Here is a 15133-nt window from a genome sequence, read left to right on the forward strand (position 1 = left end):
AGGGAAACCCGCCGTAGCATGGCGGAATGGCGAAGAGGGCACCCCGGGCGGAGATCGACGAGACGCGGCTGGTCGTCGGGGAGCGGGAGACCTCCGCGGTCGGCGTGCCGGGCGTGTACCACGCGATGAAGACGTCGCTCGAGCAGATGGGCGTCGTCCGGAGCGCGCGGACGCTCCTGCGCGTGAATCAGAAGGACGGCTTCGACTGCCCCGGCTGCGCATGGCCCGAGGAGGACAGGCGCCATGTCGCGGAGTTCTGCGAGAACGGCGCGAAGGCGGTGGCCGAGGAGGCGACGCTGCGCCGCGTCGAGCCGTCGTTCTTCGCCGAGCACTCCGTCGACGAGCTCCGGGGCCACGATGACTGGTGGCTCGGCCAGCAGGGCCGCCTGACGACCCCGATGGTGCTCGACGAGGGCGGGACGCACTACCGGGAGGCGGGGTGGGACGAGGCCCTCGATCTCGTCGCGGGCGCGCTGACGAGCCTGGACGACCCGGACGAGGCGGTCTTCTACACGTCGGGGCGCACATCGAACGAGGCGGCCTTCCTCTATCAGCTGCTCGTGCGGGGGCTCGGCACGAACAACCTCCCCGACTGCTCGAACATGTGCCACGAGTCCAGCGGGTCGGCGCTCACGGAGACCATCGGCATCGGCAAGGGGACCGTCTCGATCGAGGACATCCACGAGGCCGACCTGCTCATCGTGGCGGGGCAGAACCCCGGCACGAACCACCCCCGGATGCTGTCGGCCCTCGAGAAGGCGAAGCGGCGCGGCGCGACGATCATCGCCGTCAACCCGCTGCCCGAGGCCGGGCTCATCCGGTTCCGCAATCCGCAGACCCCGCACGGACTCGTGCTCGGCGGCACGCGCATCGCCGACGAGTTCCTGCAGATCCGGCTCGGCGGCGACCAGGCGCTGTTCCAGGGCATCGGCAAGCACCTGCTCGAGCGCGAGGCGGAGGAGGGCGGCGTCCTCGACCGGGCCTTCATCGAGGGCTTCACCACGGGCTTCGACGCGTACGCCGCGGCGGTCGCGGAGGTCGGCTGGCCGCAGATCGAGGAGGCGACGGGGCTCGACGAGCGGACGATCCGGGCGACGGCGGAGCGCGTGCGGCGCTCGCGCGGCACGATCGTCTGCTGGGCGATGGGCCTCACGCAGCACAAGCACTCCGTCGCGACACTGCGCGACGTCGTCAACGTGCTGCTCCTGCGCGGCGACATCGGGCGTCCCGGAGCGGGCGTCTGCCCCGTGCGCGGCCACTCGAACGTGCAGGGCGACCGGACGATGGGCATCTACGAGAAGCCGTCCGAGACGTTCCTCGCGGCGCTCGACGCCGAGTTCGGGTTCCGCGCCCCGCGCGCGCACGGGCACGACACGGTGGCGGCGATCCGCGCGATGCGGGACGGACGCGTGCGGGTGTTCCTCGGGATGGGCGGCAACTTCGTCTCGGCGACGCCCGACACCGCCGTCGTCGAGGCGGCGATGTCGCGCGTCGACCTCACCGTGCACGTGTCCACCAAGCTCAACCGGTCGCACGTCGTGCACGGCCGCCGTGCAGTCATCCTGCCGACGCTCGGCCGCACCGACCGCGACCACCGCGGGCGCGGCGAGCAGCGCGTGACCGTCGAGGACTCGATGGGCGCGGTGCACGCCTCGCGCGGACGCCTGGCCCCGCCGAGCGGCGACCTGCTCAGCGAGGTCGCGATCATCGCGCGCCTCGCGGAGCGCGTGTTCGCGGACCGGCCGAACGCGCCTCGCGCCGACTGGCGCGCGCTCGAGGACGACTACGCGCGCGTGCGCGCGCACATCGCGCGCGTCGTGCCCGGGTTCGACGACTACGAGCGCCGCATCGAGAAGGGCCGCACCTTCCTGCTGCCGAACGGGCCGCGCGACGCGCGCCGCTTCGACACCCCGACGGGGCGGGCGGTGTTCACGGCGAATGCGCTCGAGCACCCGCGCATCCCGGAGGGGCGGCTGCTGCTGCAGACCCTCCGCTCGCACGATCAGTACAACACCACGGTCTACGGCCACGACGACCGCTATCGCGGCATCCGCGGCGGGCGTCGCGTCGTCTTCGCGCACGCCGACGACATCCGCGCGCTCGGGTTCGCGGAGGGAGACATCGTCGATCTCGTCTCGGAGTGGGATGGCCCGCTCGGCCGCGAGGAGCGTCGCGCCGAGGCGTTCCGGCTCGTCGCCTACGACACGCCGCGCGGCAATGCGGCCGCGTACTACCCCGAGACGAACGTCCTCGTGCCGCTCGACTCGGTCGCCGACACGAGCGGGACCCCCACGTCGAAGGCCGTCGTCGTGCGGCTCGAGGCGCGCTGAGCATGGGCCGCCTCACGGCGCACCGCCCGGTCGTCCGCGTCCGTCTCGGGGACGACGGCGCGTCGGCCGCGCGACGGCCCGACGCGCTCGCCGTCGAGGAGCCCCTCGAGATCCGCGTCGCGGGCGAGCCGGTCGCCGTCACGATGCGGACCCCGGGCCATGATGTCGAGCTCGCCTCCGGCTTCCTCGTCTCGGAGGGGGCCGTGCATGCGCAGGACGACGTGCGCGCGGCCATCCACTGCGGAGGGCCAGGGACCGGGGGCACCGAGAACACCTACAACGTGCTCGATGTCGCCCTCGCGCCCGGGATCCGTCCTCCCGTCGCACGCGGCTTCTACACGACGAGCTCGTGCGGCGTGTGCGGCAAGGCCTCGATCGAGGCCGTCGAGACCGTGTCGGCGTTCGACATCCGCTCGGACCCGACGCGCGTCGCGGCACCGGTTCTCGCGACCCTGCCCGACCGCCTCCGATCCGCGCAGGCGCTCTTCGACCGGACAGGCGGCCTGCACGCGGCGGCGCTGTTCCCCGCCGAGGGCGGCGAGCCCCTCGTCGTGCGCGAGGACGTGGGGCGCCACAACGCGGTCGACAAGGTCGTCGGATGGGCGCTCGCGCGGGGGATGCTGCCGCTGCGCGGCACCGTGCTCATGGTGTCGGGGCGCGCGAGCTTCGAGCTCGTGCAGAAGGCCGCGATGGCCGGCGTCCCCCTGCTCGCGGCCGTGTCGGCGCCGTCGTCGCTCGCGGTCGAGCTCGCCGCGAGCCGGGGCATCGGGCTCGTCGGGTTCCTCCGAGGCGACACGATGAACGTGTACGCAGGGGCCGAGCGCGTCGATCTCGACGGGGGAGTTGTCCCCACGCCCGGGCGTCCGGGCGACTCCCGCGGCGCCGACCGCGTCCGATAGGGTCGATCGCGGGGGTCGCCGGCATCGTGCTCGGCGTGGTGTCGTCTGCGCGGCTCGCCGCACACGACGACAGGAGCACTCATGGCCATCCGCCGCACCACCAAGACCGTCCTCGCCGCAGCCGCCGCGCTCGCCCTCCTTCCCGGCCTGGCCGCCTGCGGCGCCGGCGGGCAGTCGGTCGCCGACGCGTGCGAGCTCATCCAGGGCGGCAACGCGAGCCTCCAGTCGAGCATGAGCGAGCTCTCCACCGCGATGACGAGCGGCGACACCGAGGCGCTCAGCGAGCAGGTCTCGGCCATCAACGACGAGGTCGCGGCCCTCGGCGAGAAGGTCACCAACGAGGAGGTCGCCCCGGTCTACGAGAAGTTCGCGGGCGCGTTCGGCGACCTCACGACGCAGATCGAGGGCATGGGCGAGCTCGACATGACCGACACCGAGGCGATGACCAAGGTGAGCGAGGACATGACGGCCGCGTCGACCGCGCTCACCGAGGCTGAAGGCGAGCTTCGTGAGGTCTGCGGCGCCTGAGCCGCCGCTTCGCGAGAGCCCGTGCCGACCGGCACGGGCTCTCGGCGTCTCCGCGCCGGCGGCCCCGCGCGACCGTAGGGTGGGAGGACGCGAACGGAAGGGGATCCCATGGCCCGCATCCTGATCTTCGGAGGGCACGGCAAGGTCGCGCTCCTGCTGGCGCCGCTCCTCGCGGGCCGCGGAGACGAGGTGACGAGCGTGATCCGCAATCCCGCGCACGCCGACGAGGTCGCAGCGACCGGCGCGGAGCCCCGCGTGGCCGACGTCGAGACGCTCGACGTCGATGCGCTCGCGCAGCTCGTGCGCGGCCACGACGCGATCGTGTGGTCGGCGGGAGCCGGCGGCGGGAATCCGGCCCGGACCTACGCGGTGGACCGCGACGCGGCCATCCGCTCGATGGACGCCGCACGTGCGGCGGGCGTCGACCGCTACGTCATGGTGTCGTATCTCGGCTCACGACCCGATCACGGCGTGCCGCGGGACGAGCCGTTCTTCGCGTATGCGGAGTCGAAGGCCGCCGCCGACGAGCACCTGCGCGCGAGCGGGCTCGCGTACACGATCCTCCAGCCGGGGCCCCTCACGCTCGACGAGCCGACCGGTCTCATCGAGACGGCGGAGCCGGGCACGGGGCGCGTGACGCGAGGCGACGTCGCGGCGGTCGCCGCGGCCGTGCTGAGCGATGACGCGACGGCGGGGCGCTCCATCCCGTTCGGCAACGGAGCGACGCCCATCGACGAGGCGCTCGCGGCGCGGTGAGGCGCGTCGCGCTCGCCGTCGTGGGGGCGCTCACGGTCGCGGCGGGGCTCCTCGTGCACACGGCTCTGCCCGAGACCGCGGCGTCCGACGCGGCGGGCGACGCGCTCTACGCGGTGCTCGTGTACCTGCTCGCGGCGTTCGCGGCTCCCCGTGCGCGCCTGCTCGTCGTCGCGGCAGCGGCTCTCGCCTGGTGCACGGCCGTCGAGCTGCTGCAGCTGACCGGGCTCCCCGCGCGCTGGGGCGCGGCCTTCCCGCCCCTCCTGCTCGTGCTCGGCACGGTGTTCTCGGCCGCAGACCTCGCCTGGTATGCGGCCGGCGTCGCGATCGCCGCGGGCGCGGACGCCGCGCTGCGGGCGCTCAGAGCCCCTGGCCGGCGTCCCACAGGCGCTCGGGGGAGCCGTTGATGAGCGCGTCGATGTGCATGGCCTGGGCGTCGGTGAGCGACGCGACGTAGTCGACGATCCCGCGCCCGGTGGCGCGCCGCCGGAGCTCGGCGCCATCCGACGCGTCGGCGAGCTCCGGCGCCTCGCGGCGCACCCGCGCGTAGTCCTCTGCCGCGAGATCGACGAGATCGAGCAGACGGCGCGGCGCCCGGCGCACGTCGCGCGGATCGTCGAGCCACGCGGCGAAGCCGTCGACGAGTCGCTCGAGCACGCTCGCCTGTCCGCGCTGGTACAGCGCGAGATCGGGCCGCTCGAGGATGAACCGCTGGTGCAGGAACTTCAGCACAGCGACCTCGTGCCACGCGGTGCGGTCGAGGCTCACGTGACCCGAGCGGATGGGCGGGGTCGCGGTGACCGCGATCGAGTGCTGCAGGCGCGCGATCCACGCGGCCGTGAACTGCGAGAGCGTGCGCTCGGTGAGCATCGAGCCGTCGAAGGGGACCGCGAGCAGGCCGTCGATGACCTCGTCGTTCACGCGCGCGACCGCGTCCGCGAACGCGTCCTCGTCGGCGATCCACGGATCCTTCGCGGCGAGACGGCGCCACAGGAGCTCGAGGGCGCGGCCCGGAGCACGCTGCGAGAGGACGAGATCGCCCTGCTCGGCGGCGTGCAGCTCGGCGCGCTCACGGCGCCATGCCCGGAACTCGGCCGAGATCGTGGACTGGTTGAGCAGACCGGCACGGTAGAAGTCGTCGAGGTCGTGGAGCGAGTAGGCGATGTCGTCGGCGATGTCCATGACCGAGCACTCGACGGTCTGCTGGAGGGGTGCGATCTCGGGGTACGCCGTGCGGGCCTCGTGCATCTCGTGCACGTCGAGCGCGAAGGCCGAGAACTTGTACGCGCCCGTGCCGGGGCTCGCGGGCGTGATCCCGCGCGGAGCCTCGTCGCGGCCGAACCAGTCGTCGCCCTCGCCCCGCAGCCACGGGTACTTCAGCACGGCCGCGCGCACGGCCGCCGTGAGATTGAGCCCTGCTCCCGCGCGGTCGTACTCGTCGAGGCGCGTGATGATGCGGAACGTCTGGGCGTTGCCCTCGAAGCCCTCGCGGAGGCCGAAGCGGTCCTTCGCGAGCCGGTCGAGGGTCTGCTCGCCGAGGTGCCCGAAGGGCGGATGGCCGAGGTCGTGGGCCGCAGCGGCGGCCTGCACCACGACGGGGTCGCATCCGCCGAGCCGATCCACGAGCGCGGCATGCTCGCCGTTCGCGAGCTGCACGGCGATGCCGCGGGCGACGGCGGCCACCTTGACCGAGTGCGTGAGCCGGTTGTGCACCGCGAGGCCGGCGCCGGCCTGCGCGATGACCTGCGTCACGGCCGACAGCCGCGAGTAGTACGGCGAGAAGCGGATCCGCTCGACGTCGACGCGGTACTCCGGGTTCCGCTCGCGCTGCTGGTACGCGTCGAGCGCCTCGGGCACGCGCCGGGCGGTGCGGGGATCGTGTGCGCCGGCCGTGGGGCCGCCGGAAGGTGCATCGGTCATCGGGACGATGCTACGAGACCGGAGGAGGAGTCAGGTGCGGCGACGGCGGAGGAAGCCCCGGCGCGGGGGCTCCTCGGGAGCTGCCGGACGCGCGGCGGCGCGACGACGCTCGTCGCGGCGCTCCGCCCACGCCGCGACCTCGGCGTCGATGTCGACCATGGGCGTCACGACGGGAGGCCCGCCGAGCAGCTGCATGCGGGCGAGCCTGACGCGGCGGTTGAAGTCGTCGAGATGCGCGCGCACGTCGGCCTCGCGCGAGAAGCCGTCGAGGGTCTCGTGCAAGGCGGCATGCTCGGTGCGCAGCTGGAGAGCGGGCGGGCCGATCCCGGTGAGCCCCTCGCGCTCGATCTTGCGGCGGATCCACCAGTCCGGGTCGTGCGACGTCCCGAGTCCCTCGATCGGGCGGCCCGCTCCCGGCAGGTCGTCGAACTCGCCGCGGCGCATCGCCTGCTGGATGACCATCTCGACGTAGGCATGCCGATCGGCCGGGGTCGTGGAGCCCGCGCTGCTGCGGCGCTCGTCCTCATCCGCCGGCTCGCCGAGCTCCTCGCGGATGCGGTCGATCCGGTACTGGGCGGCCGCGAGCCGCGGGTCGTCGGGCTGCTCGCGCTCGCGTGCTGCCATCGCCATCACCTCCGCGTCACCAGGCTACGTCGCGCGGGGAGCAGAGGGGCCGTCAGGCGCCGAGGTCGCCGCGCAGGCGCGTGAGGTGCGCGGCGGTCAGGTCGTCCTCGGCGCGCTCCGCGGTCGGGATGTCGCGGATGACCTCGAACCCGACGGCGGGGACGCCGCCCGCAGGGCGCACGTCGAGGTGCACGACCTCGTCGCCCCGCGCGTGCAGCCAGGCGGCCATGTCGTAGTCGCTCGGGGAGTCTCCCGCCGTGAACCAGCGGCGCGGCGCGGCCATCCGCTCCTCGATGAGGCCGAGCGCGCGCTCGGCGCCGAGGGCCTTGCCCGCCGTCACATGCTCGATGTCGACCGAGATGATCGTCGGGACGATGTGGAAGTCGGAGGCGAGCCCCAGCTCGTCGATCACGGCCTGGCAGGCCGCGACGAACGCGGGCTGCGCCGCGAGGTAGTCGGCGTTGGCTGTGTCGACGTTCTGCTCGACGGAGATCATCGTCCGCTTGGTGTCGTCCCAGAACATGAGGTCGCGCTCGCGCTCGGCGAGCGCGCGGATGGCGTCGAGCAGCTCCTGCGGCGGCCGCAGCGCCTCGTCGGCGTGCACCTGCCCGGCGCGCGGCGTCTCGGCGGACGCGTCGAGCGCGAACCACGTCGCGCCCTTCTCTCCGACGCCCCAGACCGGGGCGTCGGCGCGGAGCCCCGCATCCGCGAGCGCCGGGATGACCCGCTCCACGAGGAAGGCGTGCGAGCGCCCGGTGTTGAACACCACGGGCGCACCCGCATGAGCGAGGGCGACGAGGTCGGGCGCGATCGATGGCACGCGCAGGGTGCGGGTGACGGTGCTCGCGAGCGGGCCGTCGACGTCGAGGAGGAGTCCGAGGGTCACCGCTCCATCCTCCCCGATCGCGGGGTCACACCGGCACGTCGATGATCCGGCCCTCGTCCCACGGCTCGGTCCAGCCGAGCCGATCGAACATCGCGTCGAGCACACCCGCCGTGAAGCCCCACACGATGCGCTCCTCGCGCGTGCGCGGATCCGCGAGCACGAACGCGGGGCCGCGCCACTCGCGGCCGCCGCGGCGGGTGACGGAGGTGCGGCGGTTCTCAGGCGCGAGGAGATCCGCGACCGGAGCGCGGAACACGGACGACGACTCGGCTGCGTCGACCGCGCGAACCGGCGAGGGGCGCCGCCACCAGGCGAGCACGGGGGTCACGAGGTGGCCCGAGACCGGCACGGGGATCTCGCGGAGCGCGCCGAGAACGTCGACGCCGGCGGGGTCGAGCCCCGTCTCCTCGCGCGCTTCCCGCAGAGCGGCCGCGACGATGTCGCGGTCACCGGGCTCCACGCGGCCGCCCGGGAAGGCGATCTGCCCTGCATGGGAGCGCAGCGTGGTCGCGCGCGCGAGCAGGAGCACGTCGAGGTCGCTCGAGACGGCGCAGCGATCGTGCCCGGCGGATGCGGGGAGCGCGTCGAGGACGCCGAACAGCACGAGCACGGCCGCGGGCCGAGTGGCGCCCGCCATGAGCTGCGCCCGCTCGCGCGCCCACGGGCCTTCGAAAGCCGGGTCGGCCGCGAGCGCCTCGAGCTGCGCGCGCGCCGTCGACGCCGGGAGCTGTGCGTGCGCGGACGACATGGCCACGAGCGTATCGCGCCGCATCGCGCCCTAGGCTGGTCGCTGTGATGTCGGACGAGAAGACGCCGCCGCTCGCGGTCGTCGTGACCGTGAGCGACCGCTCGGCGGCGGGGGAGCGCGAGGACGCCGCGGGCCCGCGGGCCGTCGACGCCCTGCGTGCCGCGGGATGGCGGTGCGAGCCCGCGCGGGTCGTCCCGGATGGCGAGGCCTCCGTCTCGGCGGCCCTGCGGCAGGCGGTCGCAGACGGCGCGCGCCTCGTCGTGACGACGGGCGGCACGGGCGTCGGGCCGCGCGATCGGACGCCCGAGGGCACGCGCGCGGTGCTCGATCGGGAGGTGCCCGGGATCGCCGAGGAGCTGCGCCGTCGCGGCGCGCAGGAGAAGCCGGCCGGCATGCTGACCCGCGGCCTCGCGGGCATCGCCGGGGCAGCGCTCGTCGTGAACCTGCCCGGTGCGCCGCGAGCCGTGGACAGCGGGATGCCGGTCGTGCTCTCGGTCGCCGGGCACGTCGTGTCGCAGCTCGACGGCGGAGACCACGCGTGACCGGCGCCGGTCGGGTCGCGATCGCGCGCATCAGCGCCGAGCCGCTCGACGTCGCCGCGCACCTCGCGGCCGTCGACGACCCGCGCGCGGGCGCGGAGACGTCGTTCGTCGGCCGTGTGCGCGACCACGACCCGGACGCCGGGGGAGCGGTCGTGGCGCTCGAGTACACCGCGCATCCGGACGCCGAGCGCGTGCTCGCATCGCTCGCCGAGCGGGCCGCCGCTGACCACGGCGCGACGGTCGCCGTGAGCCACCGCGTCGGGCGCCTGGGCGTGGGCGACGCGGCGGTGGTCATCGCGGCCGCGTCGGCGCACCGAGCCGAGGCGTTCGCGGCGTGCCGTCAGCTCATCGAGGACATCAAGCGCGAGCTCCCCGTGTGGAAGCGCCAGGTCGAGGCCGACGGCACGGCCGCCTGGAAGGGCATCGGGGGCTGAGGCTCACCCGCCCGCGAACGGCGGCAGCACGTCCACGTGCACAGCGCCCGCGAGCGGAGCGTCGTCGTCGCGGCGCTCGCCGTCGACGAGGACGGCGCAGCGCGGCAGCACGGACCCGAGGGCCGGGTGGTCGGCGACGAGCGCCGCGCGGAGCGCGTCGAGCGTCGCCTCCGTGCGCTCCTCCTCGGCGACGCCCGCGGCCTCCTCGGCGGCGGCGAAGTAGCGCACACGTGTCATGCCGGCGCCTCGCCGTCGCGGATCCAGTCGCCGGAGCGCCCGCCGGACTTCGCGACGATGCGCGCGCTCTCGATCGCCGCGGATCGGTCGATGCCCTTGATCATGTCGACGACAGCGAGCGCCGCCACCGTCACGGCCGTGAGGGCCTCCATCTCGACGCCCGTCCGGTCGGCGGTGCGGACCTCCGCCTCGATCGCGACGCCCTCGTCCTCCACGGCGAGGTCGACGCGTGCACCGTGCACGCCGATCACGTGCGCGAGCGGCAGGAGCTCGGCGCAGCGCTTGGCTCCCTGGATCCCCGCGATGCGCGCGACAGCCAGGACGTCGCCCTTCGGCACGGCGCCGTCGCGCAGGGCGTCGGCCGTCGCGCGTGCGCAGCGCACGAAGCCGCGCGCTGTCGCGGAGCGGACCGTGGGCTGCTTGGCCGTGACGTCGACCATGCGGGCGTGGCCCGCGGCATCCAGGTGCGTGAAGGTCATGACAACAGCATGACATCCACGGGGTCGCCCGCCGCGACAGCGTCGACCTCCGCGGGCACGACCGCGTACGCCGTCGCCGCGGCGAGGCTCCCCGCGAGATGAGAGCCCGATCCGCCCGGTGCGGCCGGGCGCACCGACCAGCGCGCGGGGTCCGATGTGTCCACGATCGCCGGCAGGTACTGGCGTCGCCCGGCGGGCGTGCGCCATCCGACCGCGGCGGGCAGCCGGAGGACGGGGCGAGCGGTGTCCCGGATGCCCTGCATCGCGCGCAGCGCGGGGCGCACGAACACCTCGAACGACACCGCGGCGCTCACGGGATTGCCCGGGAGGCCGAACAGCAGCGGGCCGTCGGCGAGCCGGCCGAAGGCCTGCGGCTTGCCGGGCTGCATCGCGACCTTGACGAAGGCGACCTGCCCGGCGAGCGCGTTCTTCACGACCTCGTACGCGCCCGCGCTGACCCCGCCGGAGGTGATCACCGCATCCGCGTCGTGTGCCGCGTGCAGGAGCTCGGCGAACGCCTGCTCATCGTCGGACGACACGGCCACGCGCACGATCTCGGCCCCTGCCGCCGCGGCGAGCCCCGCGAGCAGGGTCGAGTTGGACTCGGGGATCTGGCCGCGGGCCAGGGGCTCGCCCGCCGGCACGAGCTCGCTGCCGGTGGAGAGGACCACGACTCGAGGGCGGCGGTGCACCCGCACCGCACCGCCGATGCCGGCGGCGGCCGCGGCGCCGAGGGCATGGGGAGTGAGCACGGTCCCGGCCGGGAGCACCTCGTCGCCCGCGCGGAGGTCCTCGCCCCGTCGCCGGATGTGAGCGCCGCGGCGGCGCGGCGCCCGGAGCACCGCGATCTCGCCGAGCGACGCGGCGAGGCCGTCGCGCGTGTGCTCGAACGGCACGATCGCGTCGGCAGCCGTCGGCACGGGCGCCCCGGTCATGATGCGGATGGCCTCCCCTGCGCCGAGCGCCGGGTCGGCAGGGTCGCCGGCGGGCAGATCGGCGACGACGCGCAGGGTGACGGCGCGCTCCAGGTTCGCGTCGGCGACGTCGTCGAAGCGGACCGCGAAGCCGTCCATCGCGGAGTTGTCGAACACCGGGATGTCGACGTGCGCCCGCAGCGCCTCGGCGAGCACGCGCCCGCCCGCTGCGGCGAGCGGGACCTCGACCGGGTCGAGGGCGCGGACCTCCGCGAGGATGGCCGCGAGATGCTCCTCCACGGTGCGCAGGCGGCCGCTCACCGCGCGTCCTCCCTCTCGCGCCATGCCGCGTAGCCGCCATCGAGCACCCTCGCTCGCGTGAAGGGTGCGAGGGCCGTCGCCGCCCGCCGCGCTCGGCCCCCGATCTGGCACACGATGAGCACGGGGCGGTCGCCGACCTCGCGGGCGACGCGCTCGGGCGCGTCGAGCAGCTCGGCGAGGGGGATGTGGCGCGAGCCGGGCACGACGCCCGCCTCGAGCTCCTCGGCCTCGCGCACGTCGATCACGATCGGAGCGGCGGGGCTCGCGAGCTCGGCAGCCGCGGCGTCGACCGGCACGATCTCGACCGGGTGCGCGGGAGAGCCGGACGCGGTCACCGTGCGCGGTCGGCTGGTCGCCCCGCCCTCGCGCGACTGCGCCGCGCCGCGCAGCGGGATCTCGCGGAAGCGCGTGCCGAGCGCGTCGATGAGCAGCAGGCGGCCGACGAGCGGGTTGCCGACGCCCGCGAGGAGCGCGATCGCCTGCGTCGCCATGAGGGCTCCGAGCTGCAGGCAGAGGGGCCCGAGCACGCCCACGGCGGCGCACGTGGGCGGCTCGCCGACGCGATCAGCCGGGTAGAGGTCGTCGAGCACGACGGGTGCGACGCCCGCGGGAGGGCGCGACCAGAAGACCGTGAGCTGCGCGTCGGTCTCCTGGACGGTGCCCCAGACGAGCGGCGTGCTCGATGTCGCGCAGGCCGCCGCGACGGCCGAGCGCGTCGAGAAGAGGTCGGAGCCGTCGAGCACGACGTCGGCGCCCTCGAGGAGGCGCGCCGCGCTGTCGTCCGTGAGGCGCTCCCGGACGGCCCGCACCCGCACCTCCGGTGCGATCTCGCCCGCGACGCGCACGGCGCTGTCGACCTTCGGCGCCCCGACGTCGGAGAGGCGGTGGATGACCTGCCGCTGCAGGTTGGTCAGCTCCACGTCGTCGTCGTCGATCACCGTGAGCGTCCCGACACCGGCGGCGGCGAGGGCGAGCACGGCCGGGGAGCCCAGCCCGCCCGCGCCGACGATCGCGACGTGCCCCGCAGCGAGCCGGCGCTGCCCGTCATCGCCGAGCGCAGCGAGCGAGCGGTGGCGGGCCGTGCGCCGCTGCTCGGCGGCGCTCAGCGCGGGGACGGGCTCGACGAGCGGCGGGAACGGCATGGGATCAGGGTACGGCGTCCGCGTCGCCCGCGATTCTCGGGCGATCCATTCCCTTCCGGGCATCGCCGAGGCAGGATCGGAAGGGGGAGGGGGCTCATGGGGGAATCGGTCCGGATGCGCAGAGGCGCGCACACCGTGCCGGTCGACACCGGCGCTCTGCGGCTGAGCCCGCCCGTGCTCCGCGCGGATGTGCGCGTCGACCGGAGCCGCGCGCTCGCGCTCAACGCGCGGATCGAGCTGCACCACGGCGAGGTCGTCGCGGTGATGGGACCCCGCGGCTCGGGCGCCTCGACGCTCCTCGCCGCGCTCGCCGGGACCATCCGCCTGTCCGACGGCTCGATCGAGCTCGATGCGGGCATCCGGATCGACCGCCGTCGGCACCTCGGCCCCGCGCGGCGGGGCATCGCGCTCGTCGCCGGCGCACCGGACCTGCCCGAGCACCTCCGCCTCCGCGACATCGTCGCCGACGGGCTTCGGCATCGGGGTATCCCGCGCGGTCTTGCTCGCCAGGAGGCGGACGAGTGGCTGTGGCACGTCGGGCTCCCCGGAGCCGGCGACCATCACCCGCGCGAGCTCTCGCCCGGCGGCCGGGTGCGGGTCGCGGTGGCGCGCGCCCTCGCGGCGGCACCGCGGGTGCTCCTCCTCGATGACCCGCTCGCGCGGCTCGACGCACGCGAGGCGGACGACGTGCGCCAGATGCTCCGCGAGCAGCTCGCGGCGACCCTGACGACCGCGCTCGTCGTCACGCGCGATCTCGTCGACGCCGTCGCGCTCGCGCAGCGGATGGTCGTCCTCGAGCGGGGGCGCGTGACGCAGTCGGACCGAATCCCCGCCGTGCTCGCGGCGCCCGCGACCGCCTACGTCGCGGAGGTCGCGGGACTCAACCGGCTCGAGGGCGTGTTCGCGGACGGCCACTGGACGCCGCGCGAATCCGGCCCCGGGCCTCGTCTCGCGTCGTCCCACCGCACGCATGTCGCCGAGGGCGCCCCGGCCGCGGCGATCTTCCCGATGCGGTCGGTCCGCGTCGAGCACACGGCAGAGAGCACCTGGACCGGCGCGGTGCGCGTGGCGGGGGACAGCCCGGCGTCGCCCGGCCGCTGGCTCTCGCGTGTCGCGCGGATCGAGCCCCTGCCCGTGGGCGGCCGCGTGCGCACGAGCGCTCCCGAGATCGCGGTCGACCTGACATCCGCCCGCCTCGCGGAGCTGCGCCTGCAGCGCGACGACCCGATCTGGCTCTCGGTCGACCCGTCCGACGTCCGCGTGCGGCCGGCTTGACCGCTACGGCGCGCCCCCGCACGCCGCAGCGGGCCTACGCTGGACGGATGCGCAGCTCACCGCCTCTCGTCGACACGCACGGCCGTGTCCACCGGGACCTGCGCATCTCGCTGACCGACCGCTGCTCGCTGCGCTGCACGTACTGCATGCCCGAACAGGGGAACGAGTGGCTCGCGCGCACGAGCATCCTCTCCCTCGACGAGATCGAGCGCGTGGCGGCGGTGGCCGCGGCCGCGGGCATCACCACGTTCCGCCTCACGGGCGGGGAGCCCCTGCTGCGTTCCGACATCGTCGAGGTCGTGCGGCGGCTCGCACGGCTCGAAGGCCCGGATGGCCCCGTGCAGATCGCGATGACGACGAACGGCATCCGCCTCCCGGAGTTCCTGCCCGGTCTCGTCGCGGCGGGGCTGAGCCGCCTGAACATCTCGATCGACACGCTCGACCGCGAGCGGTTCCGGGAGCTCACGCGCCGGGATCGCCTCGGCGACGTGCTCGAGGGCATCGCGGCGGCCGCGGCGTCGCCGCTGCGTCCGCTCAAGCTGAACGCCGTCGCGATGCGCGACGTCAACGTCGACGAGCTCGTCGACCTCGTCGCGTTCGCGGTCGGCCACGGCGCGCAGATGCGGTTCATCGAGCAGATGCCGCTCGACGCGGGCCACACGTGGTCGCGCGAGCGGATGGTCACGCGCGAGGAGATCCTCGACGCGCTGTCCGCGCGATGGGAGCTCACACCCGTGCCCGGGCGCGGGGGCGCGCCGGCGGAGACCTGGCTGCTCGACGGCGGGCCGCACTCGGTCGGCGTCATCGCCTCGGTCACGGCGCCGTTCTGCGGCACCTGCGACCGGCTGCGGCTCACGGCCGACGGCCAGCTGCGCAACTGCCTCTTCTCGACGACCGAGTTCGACCTGCTGCCGATCCTGCGCGCGGGGCACGCGCCGGGCGTCGAGGAGCAGCACCTCGACGCGATGCTGCGCGGCTGCATCATCCGCAAGCTGCCCGGCCACGCGATCGACGATCCGTCGTTCCTGCAGCCCGCACGCGGGATGAACGCGATCGGCGGCTGAGTCCCGGTCGCCGAGCCGGAGCCCGGCGACCGGGAGC

The 15133-nt window shown here is 74.8% G+C and carries 17 protein-coding genes; 9 read left to right on the forward strand and 8 right to left on the reverse strand.

The window, feature by feature from the left end:
* The first annotated feature begins 26 nt into the window (after positions 1-26).
* The 5 genes from GC092_RS07605 to GC092_RS07625 all read left to right on the forward strand — a co-directional run bounded on the left by GC092_RS07605 (position 27) and on the right by GC092_RS07625 (position 4917).
* Positions 27-2330 carry an FdhF/YdeP family oxidoreductase gene (locus GC092_RS07605; RefSeq protein WP_324014736.1) on the forward strand — a complete coding sequence of 768 codons (2304 nt, stop codon included), beginning with the start codon at positions 27-29 and terminating at the stop codon, positions 2328-2330.
* Positions 2331-2332: 2 nt separating this feature from the next.
* The gene (gene fdhD / locus GC092_RS07610; protein WP_324014738.1) at positions 2333-3229 is read left to right on the forward strand and encodes a formate dehydrogenase accessory sulfurtransferase FdhD; all 897 of its coding nucleotides are present in this window, start codon (positions 2333-2335) and stop codon (positions 3227-3229) included.
* A gap of 81 nt (positions 3230-3310) precedes the next feature.
* The gene (locus GC092_RS07615; RefSeq protein ID WP_324014740.1) at positions 3311-3757 is read left to right on the forward strand and encodes a hypothetical protein; all 447 of its coding nucleotides are present in this window, start codon (positions 3311-3313) and stop codon (positions 3755-3757) included.
* Positions 3758-3865: 108 nt separating this feature from the next.
* On the forward strand, positions 3866-4513 hold the full coding sequence (locus tag GC092_RS07620; protein ID WP_324014742.1) for an SDR family oxidoreductase: 648 nt from the start codon (positions 3866-3868) through the stop codon (positions 4511-4513).
* Positions 4510-4917 carry a ribosomal maturation YjgA family protein gene (locus GC092_RS07625; RefSeq protein ID WP_324014744.1) on the forward strand — a complete coding sequence of 136 codons (408 nt, stop codon included), beginning with the start codon at positions 4510-4512 and terminating at the stop codon, positions 4915-4917. The genes GC092_RS07620 and GC092_RS07625 overlap by 4 nt, the downstream gene beginning before the upstream one ends.
* Here the strand turns inward: GC092_RS07625 and GC092_RS07630 are convergent.
* From GC092_RS07630 to GC092_RS07645, 4 genes are read right to left on the reverse strand one after another with little or no spacing between them, the layout of a single operon-like run.
* On the reverse strand, positions 4871-6430 hold the full coding sequence (locus GC092_RS07630; protein WP_324014745.1) for a deoxyguanosinetriphosphate triphosphohydrolase family protein: 1560 nt from the start codon (positions 6428-6430) through the stop codon (positions 4871-4873). The two genes, GC092_RS07625 and GC092_RS07630, sit on opposite strands and share 47 nt — an antisense overlap.
* A gap of 30 nt (positions 6431-6460) precedes the next feature.
* Complete coding sequence (locus GC092_RS07635) at positions 6461-7054, reverse strand: DnaJ family domain-containing protein (RefSeq protein ID WP_324014748.1); 594 nt, start codon at positions 7052-7054, stop codon at positions 6461-6463.
* 52 nt (positions 7055-7106) lie between these two features.
* Positions 7107-7940: a hypothetical protein gene (locus GC092_RS07640; protein ID WP_324014750.1), complete on the reverse strand. Its 834-nt coding sequence runs from the start codon at positions 7938-7940 to the stop codon at positions 7107-7109.
* 25 nt (positions 7941-7965) lie between these two features.
* The gene (locus GC092_RS07645) at positions 7966-8688 is read right to left on the reverse strand and encodes an NUDIX hydrolase (protein WP_416383299.1); all 723 of its coding nucleotides are present in this window, start codon (positions 8686-8688) and stop codon (positions 7966-7968) included.
* A 47-nt stretch (positions 8689-8735) separates the two neighbouring features.
* Here GC092_RS07645 and GC092_RS07650 point away from each other — a divergent pair, with 47 nt between their 5' ends.
* Positions 8736-9230, forward strand: a complete 495-nt coding sequence (locus tag GC092_RS07650; RefSeq protein ID WP_271171941.1) for a MogA/MoaB family molybdenum cofactor biosynthesis protein — start codon at positions 8736-8738, stop codon at positions 9228-9230.
* Entirely contained in the window at positions 9227-9664 is a 438-nt protein-coding gene (locus GC092_RS07655; protein WP_324014752.1) for a molybdenum cofactor biosynthesis protein MoaE, read from the forward strand. Before GC092_RS07650 ends, GC092_RS07655 begins: the two co-directional genes overlap by 4 nt.
* A gap of 3 nt (positions 9665-9667) precedes the next feature.
* Here the strand turns inward: GC092_RS07655 and GC092_RS07660 are convergent, their stop codons facing one another.
* From GC092_RS07660 to GC092_RS07675, 4 genes are read right to left on the reverse strand one after another with little or no spacing between them, the layout of a single operon-like run.
* On the reverse strand, positions 9668-9901 hold the full coding sequence (locus GC092_RS07660) for a MoaD/ThiS family protein (protein ID WP_282977811.1): 234 nt from the start codon (positions 9899-9901) through the stop codon (positions 9668-9670).
* Positions 9898-10380 carry a cyclic pyranopterin monophosphate synthase MoaC gene (gene moaC / locus GC092_RS07665; protein ID WP_271171938.1) on the reverse strand — a complete coding sequence of 161 codons (483 nt, stop codon included), beginning with the start codon at positions 10378-10380 and terminating at the stop codon, positions 9898-9900. The genes GC092_RS07660 and moaC overlap by 4 nt, the downstream gene beginning before the upstream one ends.
* A complete protein-coding gene (gene glp, locus GC092_RS07670) occupies positions 10377-11615 on the reverse strand; it encodes a molybdopterin molybdotransferase MoeA (RefSeq protein WP_324014753.1) in 1239 nt (412 codons plus the stop codon). The genes moaC and glp overlap by 4 nt, the downstream gene beginning before the upstream one ends.
* Positions 11612-12757 carry a ThiF family adenylyltransferase gene (locus GC092_RS07675; protein ID WP_324014755.1) on the reverse strand — a complete coding sequence of 382 codons (1146 nt, stop codon included), beginning with the start codon at positions 12755-12757 and terminating at the stop codon, positions 11612-11614. Before GC092_RS07675 ends, glp begins: the two co-directional genes overlap by 4 nt.
* Positions 12758-12892: 135 nt before the next feature.
* Here GC092_RS07675 and GC092_RS07680 point away from each other — a divergent pair, with 135 nt between their 5' ends.
* Complete coding sequence (locus GC092_RS07680; protein WP_324014757.1) at positions 12893-14032, forward strand: ATP-binding cassette domain-containing protein; 1140 nt, start codon at positions 12893-12895, stop codon at positions 14030-14032.
* A 47-nt stretch (positions 14033-14079) separates the two neighbouring features.
* Positions 14080-15096 (forward strand): GTP 3',8-cyclase MoaA, encoded by a 1017-nt coding sequence (moaA, locus tag GC092_RS07685; RefSeq protein ID WP_282977804.1) that lies wholly within the window; start codon positions 14080-14082, stop codon positions 15094-15096.
* Positions 15097-15133: the final 37 nt, after the last annotated feature.

This window comes from Microbacterium sp. JZ37 (assembly GCF_035188445.1).
Lineage (GTDB): Bacteria > Actinomycetota > Actinomycetes > Actinomycetales > Microbacteriaceae > Microbacterium > Microbacterium barkeri.